Origin of the sequence: Halobacillus faecis, from assembly GCF_007991335.1 — a bacterium.
GTDB classification, from domain to species: domain Bacteria; phylum Bacillota; class Bacilli; order Bacillales; family Halobacillaceae; genus Halobacillus; species Halobacillus faecis.
This window is the reverse complement of record NZ_BJYD01000007.1, coordinates 34,870-49,106: the sequence shown is the minus strand read 5'-3', so window position 1 is coordinate 49,106 and position 14,237 is coordinate 34,870. Positions and strand designations below refer to the sequence as shown.

12 protein-coding genes are annotated in these 14,237 nt (G+C 41.6%); 11 read left to right on the top strand and 1 reads right to left on the bottom strand.

What is annotated here, in order from left to right; genetic code table 11:
* Positions 1-155: 155 nt before the first annotated feature.
* From HFA01_RS05665 to spxA, 8 genes are all read left to right on the top strand, one after another.
* On the top strand, positions 156-1,859 hold the full coding sequence (locus HFA01_RS05665) for a peptide ABC transporter substrate-binding protein (protein ID WP_146814114.1): 1,704 nt from the start codon (positions 156-158) through the stop codon (positions 1,857-1,859).
* Positions 1,860-2,039: 180 nt separating this feature from the next.
* Complete coding sequence (opp3b, locus tag HFA01_RS05660) at positions 2,040-2,966, top strand: oligopeptide ABC transporter permease (RefSeq protein WP_146814112.1); 927 nt, start codon at positions 2,040-2,042, stop codon at positions 2,964-2,966.
* 6 nt (positions 2,967-2,972) lie between these two features.
* The gene (gene opp3C, locus HFA01_RS05655; RefSeq protein ID WP_146814110.1) at positions 2,973-4,103 is read left to right on the top strand and encodes an oligopeptide ABC transporter permease; all 1,131 of its coding nucleotides are present in this window, start codon (positions 2,973-2,975) and stop codon (positions 4,101-4,103) included.
* A gap of 16 nt (positions 4,104-4,119) precedes the next feature.
* Positions 4,120-5,178, top strand: coding sequence for an ABC transporter ATP-binding protein (locus HFA01_RS05650; protein ID WP_146814107.1), 1,059 nt, complete (start codon positions 4,120-4,122; stop codon positions 5,176-5,178).
* Positions 5,175-6,113: an ABC transporter ATP-binding protein gene (locus HFA01_RS05645; RefSeq protein WP_146814105.1), complete on the top strand. Its 939-nt coding sequence runs from the start codon at positions 5,175-5,177 to the stop codon at positions 6,111-6,113. Before HFA01_RS05650 ends, HFA01_RS05645 begins: the two co-directional genes overlap by 4 nt.
* Positions 6,114-6,280: 167 nt before the next feature.
* Positions 6,281-7,501: a putative glycoside hydrolase gene (locus HFA01_RS05640; RefSeq protein ID WP_146814103.1), complete on the top strand. Its 1,221-nt coding sequence runs from the start codon at positions 6,281-6,283 to the stop codon at positions 7,499-7,501.
* A 511-nt stretch (positions 7,502-8,012) separates the two neighbouring features.
* Positions 8,013-8,603: a GNAT family N-acetyltransferase gene (locus tag HFA01_RS05635; RefSeq protein ID WP_146814101.1), complete on the top strand. Its 591-nt coding sequence runs from the start codon at positions 8,013-8,015 to the stop codon at positions 8,601-8,603.
* Between the two features lie 285 nt (positions 8,604-8,888).
* Complete coding sequence (spxA, locus tag HFA01_RS05630) at positions 8,889-9,284, top strand: transcriptional regulator SpxA (protein WP_008638741.1); 396 nt, start codon at positions 8,889-8,891, stop codon at positions 9,282-9,284.
* Positions 9,285-9,371: 87 nt separating this feature from the next.
* Here the strand turns inward: spxA and HFA01_RS05625 are convergent, their stop codons facing one another.
* Positions 9,372-10,037, bottom strand: a complete 666-nt coding sequence (locus HFA01_RS05625; RefSeq protein ID WP_146814099.1) for a TerC family protein — start codon at positions 10,035-10,037, stop codon at positions 9,372-9,374.
* Positions 10,038-10,332: 295 nt separating this feature from the next.
* On the opposite strand from HFA01_RS05625, the gene mecA reads away from it, so the two are divergent.
* The 3 genes from mecA (at position 10,333) to pepF (ending at position 14,212) form a co-directional block, all read left to right on the top strand.
* Positions 10,333-11,031, top strand: a complete 699-nt coding sequence (gene mecA, locus HFA01_RS05620) for an adaptor protein MecA (protein ID WP_146814097.1) — start codon at positions 10,333-10,335, stop codon at positions 11,029-11,031.
* A gap of 155 nt (positions 11,032-11,186) precedes the next feature.
* The gene (locus tag HFA01_RS05615; protein ID WP_146814095.1) at positions 11,187-12,338 is read left to right on the top strand and encodes a competence protein CoiA; all 1,152 of its coding nucleotides are present in this window, start codon (positions 11,187-11,189) and stop codon (positions 12,336-12,338) included.
* Between the two features lie 65 nt (positions 12,339-12,403).
* Complete coding sequence (pepF, locus tag HFA01_RS05610) at positions 12,404-14,212, top strand: oligoendopeptidase F (protein ID WP_146814092.1); 1,809 nt, start codon at positions 12,404-12,406, stop codon at positions 14,210-14,212.
* The last annotated feature ends 25 nt before the right edge of the window (positions 14,213-14,237 follow it).

The following is a 14,237-nucleotide window of genomic DNA, read 5'->3' as shown; positions in this document are numbered from 1 at the left end:
ATTTTGTGTTACTGAAACGTAATAATGGTGGGAATCCTGACGATTTTCAAAAAAAAAGGTAATGCAAAATAGTTAGAAAACTTGTATAATTCGATATGTGGACAAAACGCCACAACAAATTTTTAGAAAATTTTTAGGGGAGGTCATTTTCTATCATGAAAAAGACAAATTGGTTATTGCTAGTACTTGCACTAGTACTTAGCATGTTCCTCGCAGCTTGTTCTGGTGGATCAGACGATACGTCAAATTCCACAGACGATGCTGACTCCGAGGAAACAACAGAAACTGAAGACACTTCCGGTGAAGAGGGAGAAGCTTCAGGTGAACAAGTACTTAACATTACAGACAGTGCAGAGATCCCAACAATGGATGCATCTCTAGCAACTGACGCTGTAGCATTCCAATGGTTAGGTTCTACGACAGACGGTCTTTATCGTCTTGGTGAGAACGCTCAGCCAGAACCAGGAATTGCTACAGACCACGAAGTAAGTGAAGACGGTCTTACTTGGACGTTCAATCTTCGTGAAGACGCTGTTTGGTCAAACGGCGATCCTGTCACAGCGAACGATTTCGTTTACGCTTGGCAACGTGCTGTAAACCCTGATACAGGTTCTGAGTACGGCCCTTACATGATGGGTGGCGTAATCAAGAACGCACAAGCTGTCGTAGACGGGGAAGCTCCTGTCGAAGAGCTTGGTGTTAAAGCTGATGGCGACTACACACTAGTTGTTGAGCTTGAAAAACCAGTTCCTTACTTCGAATCCTTGACTACTTTTGGTACTTTCCTTCCATTGAATCAAGCATTCGTTGAAGAGCAAGGTGATCAATATGCACTTGAAGCGGACACGCTACTTTCCAACGGTCCATTCGTTCTAACTGAGTGGAACCACGGTGAAGGCTGGACGCTTGAAAAGAACCAGGATTACTGGGATGCAGAAAATGTACAACTTGAAACAATCAACGTTAAAGTTGTTAAAGAAACATCTACGGCTGTAAACCTTTATGACACTGGTGAAATTGACCGTACTGGTCTTTCTGCAGAATTCGTTGACCAATACCGCACTTCTGATGATTTCAAAGTTGAAGAAGAGCCTGTATTGTTCTACTTGAAGATGAACCAAGAGAATGAAGTATTGGGTAACGTTAATGCTCGTAAAGCGATCCAAATGGTCATCGACCGTCAATCTATGGTTGATGTTATCTTGAATAATGGATCTATTCCTTCTGTAGGTCACGTACCACAGAACTTCACGAAGCACCCTGAAACAGAAGAAGATTTCCGTGAGCTTAACGGTGATCTAATCGAAACAAATGTTGAACAAGCTAAAGAGCTTTGGGCTACGGCTAAAGAAGAGCTTGGCATGGACACAGTTGAACTTGGCTACCTTGGTGGCGATAGTGAAGTAGCTATGAACATGGATGCTTACATTAAGGACCAGCTTGAGCAACTAGAAGGTCTAACTGTTAATGTTCAGTCCGTACCTTTCAAAGAGCGCCTTCAGCGTGATGAAAACATGGAATATGATATCCAGAACTCCGGTTGGGGTCCTGACTACATCGATCCGAACACATTCTTGAATATGTTCGTAACCGATGGCGGAAACAATAAGACTGGATACTCTTCTGAAGAGTACGATGGTCTAATTGAAAAAGCGAACACTGAGCTTGCACAAGAGCCAGTTGAACGTTTCGAAACATTCCTAGAAGCTGAGAAAATTCTAATTCAAGATGATGCAGTTCTTGCACCGCTTTACCAGCGTGCAGTTGCTCAACTTTGGAAGCCTTATGTTAAGGGTGTAATCACTCAGCCTATGGGACCTGACTACACTTACAAGTATGCTTATATCGAAGGTAAATAATTGAAATAAGAATTTCCAACCACATATAGGCTTGCTTTACAGGGGAGAGAGAGTATATGTCCAACGTGTTGGCGTATGCTCTCTTTTTCCCTGCCAACAAATTATTCAGATTATAGACAAATTTCTGTCAATTATGACAACATGATAAGTTTGTAGGTTTACACATTTGGAGGTGTTGATATGACTCGTTATATAATCCAGCGACTATTGTATATGGTTATAACGATGTTTTTAATTGCTACCTTAACGTTCTTCCTGATGAAGTTTTTACCAGGTACTCCCCTAAGTGCTGCAGATAAATTGTCAGATGAACAGCAAGCGGTAGTTTTAGAAAAGTATGGATTGAATGATCCTGTTCCTGTTCAGTATTTCAACTATATGGTTAACCTGGCTCAGGGTGATTTAGGTATCTCGTTTCAGTTCGACAATCGAGAGGTCACTACCATTATTATGGAGAGAATTGGCCCTTCGGTTCAGCTAGGTTTCCAAGCGATGATTATCGGAACAATCATAGGTATGTTATTGGGACTTGTATCTGCCATTTACCATAATGGAATCATGGACTATACGTCTACATTCCTTGCTGTATTAGGACAGTCCATACCATCATTTGTATTTGCAGGTTTATTACAGTTTTATATTGGTGTTAAGTTTGGCTGGCTGCCAGTTGCCCTGTGGGAAGGCTGGGAATACACTATATTACCAACCATTTCGTTGGCCATCTTCCCAATTGCAATTGCTGCCCGTTTTATGAGAACAGAAATGCTTGAAGTAATGGGCTCTGATTATATCGTGACCGCCCGCGCCAAAGGCGTAAATAAAGTCGGTGTTGTATTTAAGCACGGTTTAAGAAACGCTTTAATTCCATTGATTACAGTGTTAGGACCGCTAGCTGTAGGATTGATGACAGGTACGCTTGTTATTGAAAATATCTTTGCTGTGCCTGGAATTGGTGAGCAGTTCGTTAAGGCGATCAATATGAATGATTTCCCAATCATTATGGGTACAACGCTCTTAATCGCTTTCTTATTCATCTTCATCATCCTGGTCATCGACTTGCTTTATGGAGTCATTGACCCTAGAATTCGTCTGGCGGAAGGAGAGTAATCGACTATGGATAACCACAAACCATCGAAAGACTTATTTGTGCCCGTAGAAACGACAGAAACAGAAAATGAGAAGATAACACGGCCGAGCCTTTCCTTCTGGCAGGATTCCTTCATCCGTCTCCGCAAGAACGTTGGAGCGATGATTGGACTGGCTGTTTTAATTGTCTTAGGTTTAATGGCTGCCTTTGGTCCATATATGAATGACTATGACCAATATGAACAAGACCTTTCCCGTGCTAAAATGCCACCTAAGGTAGAAGGTCTAGCTTGGCTAGGTATGGATGGTACACTTTCTGATGTTCAGTCTGCTGACACATTAGAAGACGCCCAAACGAAAGCCTTGATGCGTTTTAACAACCAGGAAGAGTTTATCACTACAGAAGTATTGAATGATGGATCCAATGGTGAGCAAGCAGAAGTAAGAGCCACTTATGATGTTTATGCTGCCAAAGACATGGATGAGAACTTCTGGTTCGGTACTGACGGATTGGGCCGTGACCAGTGGTCTCGTACATGGATGGGAACTCGTGTCTCCCTTTACATTGCCCTGCTTGCTGCAGCTATAGATATGGTTATTGGGGTTGCTTATGGTGGAATTTCAGCGTATTACGGCGGTCGTGTGGATAACTACATGCAACGTTTTATTGAAATTCTAGTCGGTATTCCGAACTTGGTTCTTATCATCTTAATGATTCTAATCTTAGAACCAGGGATTATGTCTATTACCATAGCCCTTGCCATATCGGGATGGATATCCATGGCACGTATTGTCCGAGGTCAAATATTGAAATTGAAAAACCAAGAGTTCGTTCTTGCATCCAGAACATTAGGTGCGAAAGATGGACGAATATTGCAAAGACATTTAATTCCGAACACATTAGGATTAATTATTATTAACACGATGTTCTCGATTCCTTCAGCGATTTTCTTTGAAGCTTTCCTAAGCTTTATCGGGTTAGGTCTACCAACTCCGATGGCATCTTTAGGTACACTTATTGATGCAGGTTTCGATTCATTGCAGATTTATCCGCATATTCTATTATTCCCGGCAATTATAATCTCCCTTATCATGATTGCCTTTAACGTCTTAGCTGATGGTCTTCGTGATGCATTTGATCCGAAGATGCGCGAATAGGAGGTAGGTGTACACAATGGAAAAACTTCTAGATGTTAAAAACTTGCACGTATCCTTTGACACCTACGGTGGTGAAGTCAAAGCAGTACGTGGTGTTAATTTTGATGTAAAAAAAGGTGAAACACTAGCAATTGTAGGAGAGTCTGGTTCCGGTAAATCCGTTACAACCAAAGCTCTTATGCACTTGATTCCAAAACCGCCAGGTCGTATCAAAGAAGGAGAGATCCTTTTTGAAGGCCGTGACCTTGCAAAAATGTCTGAAAAACAGATGCAAAAGATTCGCGGTAAAGAGATATCAATGATTTTCCAGGATCCTATGACATCACTGAACCCGACGATGAAAGTCGGGAATCAGATCATGGAAGGTCTGATCAAGCACCAAAAAATGAGTAAGCCTCAAGCCCGGAAGCGTGTTGTGGAACTATTGGAACTTGTAGGGATTCCTGATGCGGAAAACCGTATGAAACAATATCCCCACCAGTTCTCAGGTGGAATGAGGCAGCGTGTGGTTGTTGCCATCGCGCTTGCGTGTAATCCAAAACTGTTGATTGCCGATGAGCCTACAACCGCCTTGGATGTAACGATCCAAGCTCAAATCTTAGAGCTGATGAAGGACATTCAAAAGAAAACAGATTCAGCGACCATTTTCATCACTCACGACCTTGGTGTAGTGGCGAACGTTGCCGATCGAGTAGCGGTTATGTATGCTGGTAAAATTGTCGAAGTTGGTACAGTAGATGATATATTCTACAATCCTCAACATCCATACACATGGGGGTTATTAGGGTCTATGCCTTCTCTTGATAGTGCAGATGAAGAGCTGTTTGCCATTCCTGGTACACCGCCGGATTTGCTGGACCCACCAAAAGGAGACGCTTTTGCCGCTCGTAATAAATACGCAATGAAGATCGACTTTGAACAAGAACCACCAATGTTTAAGGTGAGCGATACGCATTACGCAGCTACATGGTTGTTACATGAGCATGCACCAAAGATTGAACCACCAGAAGCGGTGAAAAAGCGTATGGAAGGTATGGCGAATTCATCCAGCAGTTCGGAAGGTGAACGAGTATGAGTCAAGAAAAACTAGTCGAAATTAAAAATCTAAAACAACATTTTAAAACAGGCCGCCAGAGTGTAGTAAAAGCCGTGGACGGTTTGAATTTCAACATCTACAAAGGTGAAACATTCGGTCTTGTTGGGGAGTCTGGTTGTGGGAAGTCCACAACTGGAAGAACCATCATCCGTTTGTACGATGCAACAGATGGAGAAGTCATTTTTGACGGGGAAAACGTACACGGAAAGAAGTCTCGTGAAGACTTGAAAAAGTTTAACCGTGAAATGCAAATGATTTTCCAGGATCCTTATGCATCGTTAAACCCTCGTATGAAGGTTGAAGATATTATCGCAGAAGGCATGGACATCCATGGGCTAGCGAAAGATTCAAAAGCGCGTAAAGCGAAAGTCCACGAGCTGTTGGAGACAGTCGGATTGAATAAAGAGCACGCCAACCGTTACCCGCACGAATTCAGTGGCGGTCAGCGTCAACGTATCGGGATCGCACGTGCCCTTGCTGTAGACCCAAGCTTTATTATCGCCGACGAGCCAATTTCTGCTCTTGATGTTTCCATTCAAGCACAAGTGGTTAACCTTTTGAAAAAGCTTCAAGAAGAAAAAGGTTTAACTTATTTGTTCATCGCCCACGATTTGTCGATGGTCAAATATATCAGTGATCGAATCGGCGTTATGTACTTTGGTAAAATGGTTGAGCTTGCTGATGCAGATGAATTGTACAAGCACCCGATTCATCCTTATACACAGTCTCTACTATCTGCCATTCCATTACCTGATCCGGACTACGAACGTTCTCGTGAGCGTTTCACATATGATCCTACGAAACATGATACGAGTGAAGAGCCAGAGTTCCGGGAAGTGCGCCCTGGTCACTTTGTACTTTGTACCACAAAAGAATTCGAACAGTACCAACGCGAGCACGGTACAGGAGAATAATCTATTAAAAAGGCTCTGTCGAGATGACAGAGCCTTTTTTCTTTTTGTTTAGGAAAATGGTCGTGTTGTAGGGAAAAATTATGAAAAATTGTCAGGCAGCTCTGTTATAAATTGACTTCCTCTTTTATAATGAGATTAGAAGAATTTAGGATAGGAGAAGGATGCACATGGGGAAAAGACAACTTTGGATGACAATATTCACGGGGATTCTCCTTTTTGGAATGATGGGATCATTACATAACGTGAAGGCGGAAGATGGAGAAGGAACGAAAGAGGTCGCTATGCTTACAAAGAAACAATTGGGTTTGAAAGAATTGGCCGTTCCTAGTCCGGCGGCAAGATTTACATACAACTCTGGGCTGTCTTTTGAATACCCAGATGCCGTCAGAGGTATTTTTGTAACAGGACCTTCTGCCGGTGGAGCGAAGATGGCAGAGCTAACCAAACTCGTTGAGGACACTGAACTAAACGCCATGGTCATTGATATAAAGGAGGATAACGGGAATATCACGTTTGAACCCGAAGAAGGTTCTCCTTATGAGGACGTGGCGGAGGGATTTATTGACGACCCTCGTGCGATGCTTGAAGAGCTTGAAGAAAAAGGAATTTATCCGATTGCTCGCGTTGTCGTATTTAAAGACAGCTTGCTAGCGAAGAAACGACCAGACTTATCTTTCACACAAAACGGAGAAGTTTGGAAAAATGGAAAAGGGGAATCATTCGTCAATCCATTTATGGAGGAAGTTTGGGAATATAACGTAGAGCTTGCGAAAATTGCAGCAGAAATGGGCTTTGAAGAAATTCAGTACGATTATGTTCGCTTCCCAGAAGGTTTCGGAAGCCGTGACGATGTCCTTGAATACGGCCAAGGGAAATACGGAGACATGGATATGGACAATGTGCAAAAACGGGTGCAGGCTGTTACGGACTTCGTAGAATATGCCAGTAAAGAGTTGGAGTACTATGGAGTGGATGTATCTGTCGATATCTTTGGTTACGCTGCGACCATTACAGAAGCACCGAATATCGGACAGAACTTCTCTAAGATTTCATCCAATGTTGATGTCATCTCTTCTATGATTTATCCAAGTCACTGGGGACCGTATTTTGGGATTTCTAAACCGGATACAGAACCTTACCGTCTTATTAGTGAATACGCTAAAGTAGAAAACGAGGTATTGGGAGCGTTAGAGAATGCGCCGACCTCCCGTCCATGGCTTCAGGATTTTGAAGCCCCTTGGCTTTACTCCGGACCTACGAAACAATATGGAAAAGCAGAAGTTGAAGCTCAAATTCGTGCTTTAAACGAAAACGGAATTAATGAATTCCTTCTATGGAATGCTGGAAATAACTATACCAAAAACGTAGACTATACACCCTTAGATTAGCAAAAAGGTGTGGAATCAAAAAGATTCCGCACCTTTTCCTATATTCAAAATAATTGCAGGAGTGTGGAGGACTGGATTTTGAGATGTTTGTGTGCGTTTATGGGCTCCGGGAAACCGCTCGCTTTCCATGGGACGGGCGGTGAGCCTACTCTGACTTGGAGAGACCCCGCAGAGCTTTAGCTCGAGTAGAGGCTCTCCGTCACCCCCCCGAAGGAAAGCGAGCAGCTTCCTAACCACCCTTAAAGCTCAATATGGCAAACGCCCCCGGTTATCTCGAAACTGAGTCTTCCACAATTGGGAGCTTAACCGGAATAATGAAGGTGAGAGACGGAAAGATGTTTTTTCGTGTTCATTTTAGGAAATGGATATATAGAGCATAGCATAAAGGGATCCTTCACATTCTATACACAGTTGACACTACAAATGCAAAAGAAAGTGTATAGAATAGCATTTAACAACTGAATGATTATTCGGTATAATAGAAGATGACTAAGGATAAGGGAGTAGATCAATGAATTGGTATGAGAAGTTGAACGAGTATTTCCCAGTAGAGGAAATGAAATCGAAAGAACACATGGAAGCATTATTGAAAGAGAAAAGTGATGTGTACTACAAAGATGAAGGAGAAAACCACGTGCTTATGTACGCGGAGTTTGAATCTTTTCTTTTCATCGACTATGTATACGTTTCCACTGCTTCACGTGGTCAAGGACTTGGTCATAAACTCATTGAAAAAATGAAGGCAAAAGGGAAACCGATCATCCTTGAAGTTGAACCTGTCGATTATGAGGACTCGGATACCGAAGCAAGGCTCCGCTTCTATCAGCGTGAAGGATTTAAACATGCGAAATCCATCGGGTATACTAGGCGTTCGGTTGTAACAGATGAACTCAATCAGATGGAAATCCTTTACTGGTCTCCAGAAGATGCATCGGAAGAACAGATTTATGAGCAAATGAAAGAGATGTACACTGAAATTCATACCTATAAGGATAAAGAATTTTATGGGAAATCTTATCAGCCAGTTGATGAAGTTCTGACTCATGATGAAGATCGTGATATGAAAAATATCTTAAAAGAACTGGATAAAACAAAAAACTGATCCCCTATACCCACCGTTAGTTAAGGTGGGTATTTTCAATGGAAGGCTGTTAGTTGAAAATAGAACAGTTTTATCTTTTCTATAAAAAAGATGTTTAACCCTACATATTACGTGGTATAAGTACATGGAAACGATTTATAATTGCTTTCTGTAACATATGTTCGTGTTTTTATAGATAAAACTTGACAGGTGTGTTATAGTAGAATCATGGTTAGATTATATTGATTACAAATAAAACAAGCAATTAAAGTTCTACCATAAAATATTGAGGAGTGAAGTTTCTGTATGGTTACACTTTATACCTCACCAAGTTGTACATCATGTCGAAAAGCTAAAGCATGGCTGGAAGAGCACGATATTCCTTACACGGAACGAAACATCTTTTCTGAGCCGCTAACGTTGGATGAGATCAAGGAAATTCTTCGTATGACGGAGGATGGGACGGAAGAAATCATCTCTACACGCTCAAAAGTATTCCAAAAATTGAAGGTGGATTTCGATCAGCTGCCAATGCAAGATCTCTTTGACTTGATTCAGGAGAACCCCGGTTTGTTACGTCGCCCAATCATTTTGGATGACAAACGACTACAGGTAGGTTATAACGAAGATGAAATTCGACGTTTCTTACCTCGAAGTGTACGCACATTCCAATTGAAAGAAGCACAACGCTTAGTCAATTAATAAATGAAAAAGCTGTGAAGGTGATTTTTACCCTCACAGCTTTTTTTATTTCCCTTGTCTTTCCTTAGAAAATGGGTGTTTTTTTTGTTAGACTGCCGTGCCTTTTCGTTTGTTTGAAAAATAACCTAGAGTAACGACTGTAATAACCATAGCCACTGCAAACCACTGATGGATGAGTGGGTAAGCCTCCATATACTGGAGAATATAGCGGTCTTCCATGATCATTTCGGCAGCTGTGTAGCTCAGTATTCCAGCGCCGAAATAAATGAGGAGTGGAAACTTGTCCATGAGCACGAGAATGATTCGACTTCCCCAAACAATGATAGGAACAGACACGAGTAGGCCAATGATGACTAGCATGATGTTGTTGTGAGAAGCTCCCGCTATAGCCAGGACATTATCGAAACCCATCACGATATCTGCAAAGACAATGGTTTTTACAGCAGCAGCCAGGCTGTCACCTGCTTTGATGTGATCGTTCTCTTCTGTATCAGTTAGCAGTTTCATGGCAATATAAAAGAGAAGCAATCCACCGATTAATTGAAGGTAAGGGATTTGGAGAAGATAAAGAGCAACCATAGTCAAAAGGACTCTGGCAGCGATGGCTAAGCCTGTCCCAAGAAGAATTGCTTTGTTTCTTTGCTCAGGGGGTAAATTGCGGCTAGCCAGTGCTATGACTACGGCATTATCACCGCCAAGAATGATGTCAATACTGATAATGATAAGTAGTGGTTCAAGCAAGTCCCAGTTCATTGAAAAATCCTCCTGCTATGTAGTGACAAACCTAAGGGAATAAGCTAAAATATAAAGTCAATCAACCGAATGAGGGCCTATTTCCATGTTTATTCATGACACAAATGGTTATATGCTGAAATCGAGCATTTTGTTTTCCAAACAGCCTTTGCTGTCATACAATAGAAGTACATCAACCCTTATCTCTACACATCATGACGGTTGAAGCTTTGGCCTAACGGGTAAGGTTTTATAAGCGACGCAAGGGTGAGTGTTCCCTTCCCCCTTAAAACATGACAAGAAGGGAGAGAAACGTATGGAAATCGAACGCATTAATGAAAATACCGTTAAATTTTACGTAACATATCAGGATGTAGAACAAAGAGGTTTTGACAGAGAAGAAATCTGGTACAACCGAGAACGCAGTGAACAGCTCTTTTGGGAAATGATGGATGAAGTGAACGATCAGGAAAACTTCCAGGCTGACGGGCCATTGTGGATCCAGGTTCAGGCAATGGACAAAGGACTAGAAGTGATTGTGACTAAGGCCCAAGTATCCCAGGATGGCCAAAAGCTCGAACTTCCGAATGAGGACGGTAAGGCAATTGATGTTCCAGTGGATGAAAAACTGGAATCACTGCTTGACGATAAATTCCATTCTTCCGAAGACTATGATCAAAGGAATGAGTACGAAGAGGATCAGGAGGAGTCAGATGAACCTCTGACATTCACACTCAAGTTCAATGATTTTGAAGATGTGATTCAACTGAGCCACTACGTGTTACCTGTTGAATCCATGGAGCAGCGCTTATTCCATTTTGAAGATCGTTACTATTTATATATTCAATTCAATGATGAAAATATGAGTGATGATGACCAAGAAAATGTACTGAGTCAGCTTATGGAATATGGCCATGAGTCATCCCTTACGATTCACAGGTTGGAGGAGTATGGAAAAACGATATTCAACGAGCAGGCATTGGATTCAGTAAAAGAATATTTTCCTGTCGATTAATTCGACGAGCACACAACTACGTGTGCTTATTTTTTTGTCTTTAAAAACAACCATTGAAATTCAATTTGCATGCCTTAATTTACTTAGTCGTAGGGGGCGTTAGCAGGATTATTGGTGGCTTTTGTCGAATAAAAGGGATAGGAGGTGATTAAGCGGTGTTGTATGCTTTAAATACAAATGGAGAATTACAATCATTGTATCAGCTGACTCAAGCGGAAATAGAATTAGTCAGGAAGACTCCTTATGTTTGTCCAGTTTGTCATGAGTTGTTGCAAATTCGATCGGGGAGACGTACGATTCCTCATTTCTCCCATTTTCCCAAGAGTAATTGTGCTGTTATAAAGGGAGGGGAAACTGTCGAACATGATCGTGGAAAATGGAGGTTGTTTACATGGTTGAAAAATCAAGGTTATGAAGTGCACCTGGAACAATACTTGCCAGAGATTAGGCAAAGACCTGACATATACTTACTCGTAAATGGAAAGAAAATAGCGATTGAGTATCAGTGTGCTTCTGTCACAAATCAAGAAATCAATAAACGTACTCTCTCCTACCGGGATGCAGGGATTTTCCCTCTTTGGATTCTTGGTACAAAACATCTTCATTCCTCTAACTCCTATCATCTTTCTCTCAGTGATTTTACCCGTTCTTTCTTTTATTACTTAAATGATGATTATTACTTATATTTTTTTCATGCTTCAAAAGGTCAGATTTGTGTGCTTTCCAATGTGAAATCAGCAGGTGGCCGCCGGGTCTTTGCAAAAACTTTCTCCTCAGCTATAACTAACCTTCGTTTTCCTCAGTTATTTACCCCGGGATCATATGATTACGGTGATGAACCTTTCTTAAGAGAAGTGGAGAGGTTGTGGTATAAGAATCGTACGGTTTATCAAAGTCAAGTAAGCTCTGAAGAACGCCAGTATCGTCAGTATCTTTACCTAAGGGGCTATCATTTCTCGTTAATCCCCAGCATTTGTTATCTGCCTGTCCCCGGCCAAGTTCAAACCGTCATGAGGCCATATGTGTGGCAGACCCGTCTTTTTCTCGATCATTTCTTTCACCTTCCTATAGAATCTTCCGTGGAATTCCCCATCCTGAGTATCGGTTCAACCCCAAACGGTTATGCCCCTCATTTAAGCCAACAATATTTGGACTTACTTACTCGATTAAATATCATAGAAAAAACAGGGAAGAATATTTATATCAAGATCAAACAGGTCTCCTTCCATAAACGGGTCGAGGATGCACTGGAAGATGACCGTAGGACGTTGGAACAATTGAAAAATTTACAAAGAATTAAGATTTAGGAAGGGATTTGCACCTCAATCGAGAAATTTTTAGGGTGACGAATTAATTTGAAGGAGGATGTTGGATGTCGTCTGCGAAAGAGCTACCCAAAAGAGAAGAAATACCTGTTGAGAAAACATGGGACCTTGAGGCCATGTTTGCAACAGATGAAGAATGGTATAAAGAATTAGAAGAAGCGAAGGAGCTGCTTCCTGAATTAGAAAAGTACCAAGGTAAACTTGGGGAATCAGCGGAACAGTTGCATGAGCTTCTTTCCTTTCAAGATAAAATTTCACATAAAATCGGTCTGTTGTACACTTATGCACATATGAGAAATGACCAGGATACGACAAATGCTCATTATCAGGAGATGAATGCAAAGGCCGAGAACTTATACACAAAAATCGCGTCGGCGATGAGTTTTATCGTTCCAGAGATTCTCGCTCTTCCTGAGGGGAAAGTGAAAAGCTTTATTGAATCTTATGAGCCTTTGGAGCTGTATGAACATACACTCGATGAAATCACACGTCAACGGGCTCATGTATTAAGTGAAAAAGAGGAGAAGTTATTGGCTGGATTCTCTGAGATCGGTGCCAACCCTTCGCAAACCTTCGGCGCCTTAAATAATGCGGATCTCACTTTTCCAACCATAAAGAATGAAAAAGGAGAAGAGGTCGATCTAACACACGGACGCTACATCAATTTTCTGAAGTCAGATGATCGTGAAGTGAGGAAATCTGCGTTTGATGCCATGTACGATACGTTTGGATCATTCAAGAATACATTTGCTTCAACGCTCGGGGGACATGTGAAGAAAAATAATTTTAATGCGTCTGTAAGAAAGTATGACAGGGCGCGACAAGCCAAATTGGACAACAATAATATTCCGGAGTCGGTTTATGATAATTTGTTGGAAGCCGTAAATGAGAGACTTCCTCTATTGCATCGCTATGCAGAGCTCCGAAAAGAAGTCCTCGATCTTGATGAAGTTCATATGTACGACTTGTACACTCCACTTGTGAAAGATGCAGAGATGGAAGTTTCATACGAAGAAGCTCAGGACCTGGTTACCAAAGGCTTGGAGCCACTCGGTGAAGAATACGTCAATATCGTCAAAGAAGGATTCGAAAATCGCTGGATTGACGTAGAAGAGAATAAAGGGAAACGAAGCGGTGCATATTCATCTGGACATTATGGAACGAACCCGTATATTCTTATGAACTGGCAGGATAATGTGAACAATTTATTTACCTTAGCTCATGAACTCGGTCATTCCCTTCATAGCTATTACACTCATAAAAATCAGCCATATCGTTATGGGAATTATTCTATTTTTGTCGCCGAGGTAGCGTCTACCTGTAATGAAGCGCTTCTTAATGACTATATGATTAAGAAAACCAACAGTGAAAAAGAGAAGCTCTATTTGTTGAATAACTTCTTGGAAGGCTTCCGTGGGACGGTTTTCCGTCAGACGATGTTTGCGGAATTTGAACATGAGATTCACATGCAAGCCCAGAACGGGGAAGCTCTGACGGCCGAAAAACTGACAGAAATTTATTATGATCTTAATAAGAAATACTTCGGTGATAACATTGTTATTGATGAGAAAATTGGTCTTGAGTGGGCGCGTATTCCGCATTTCTACATGGGATATTACGTGTACCAGTACTCTACAGGCTATGCAGCAGCGCAGGCATTGGCAGGGCAGATCCTTGAAGAAGGCGAGCCGGCTGTTGAACGGTACAAGAACTTCTTGAAGGCTGGCAGCAGTGACTATCCGATTGAGGTCCTAAAGCAGGCAGGAGTCGATATGACATCCAAAGATCCGATTTTATCAGCGTTGGATGTTTTTGAAGAAAAATTAAATGAAATGGAACAGCTTTTGAAAAAATGACACAGATAAACCCACAGAACCATTT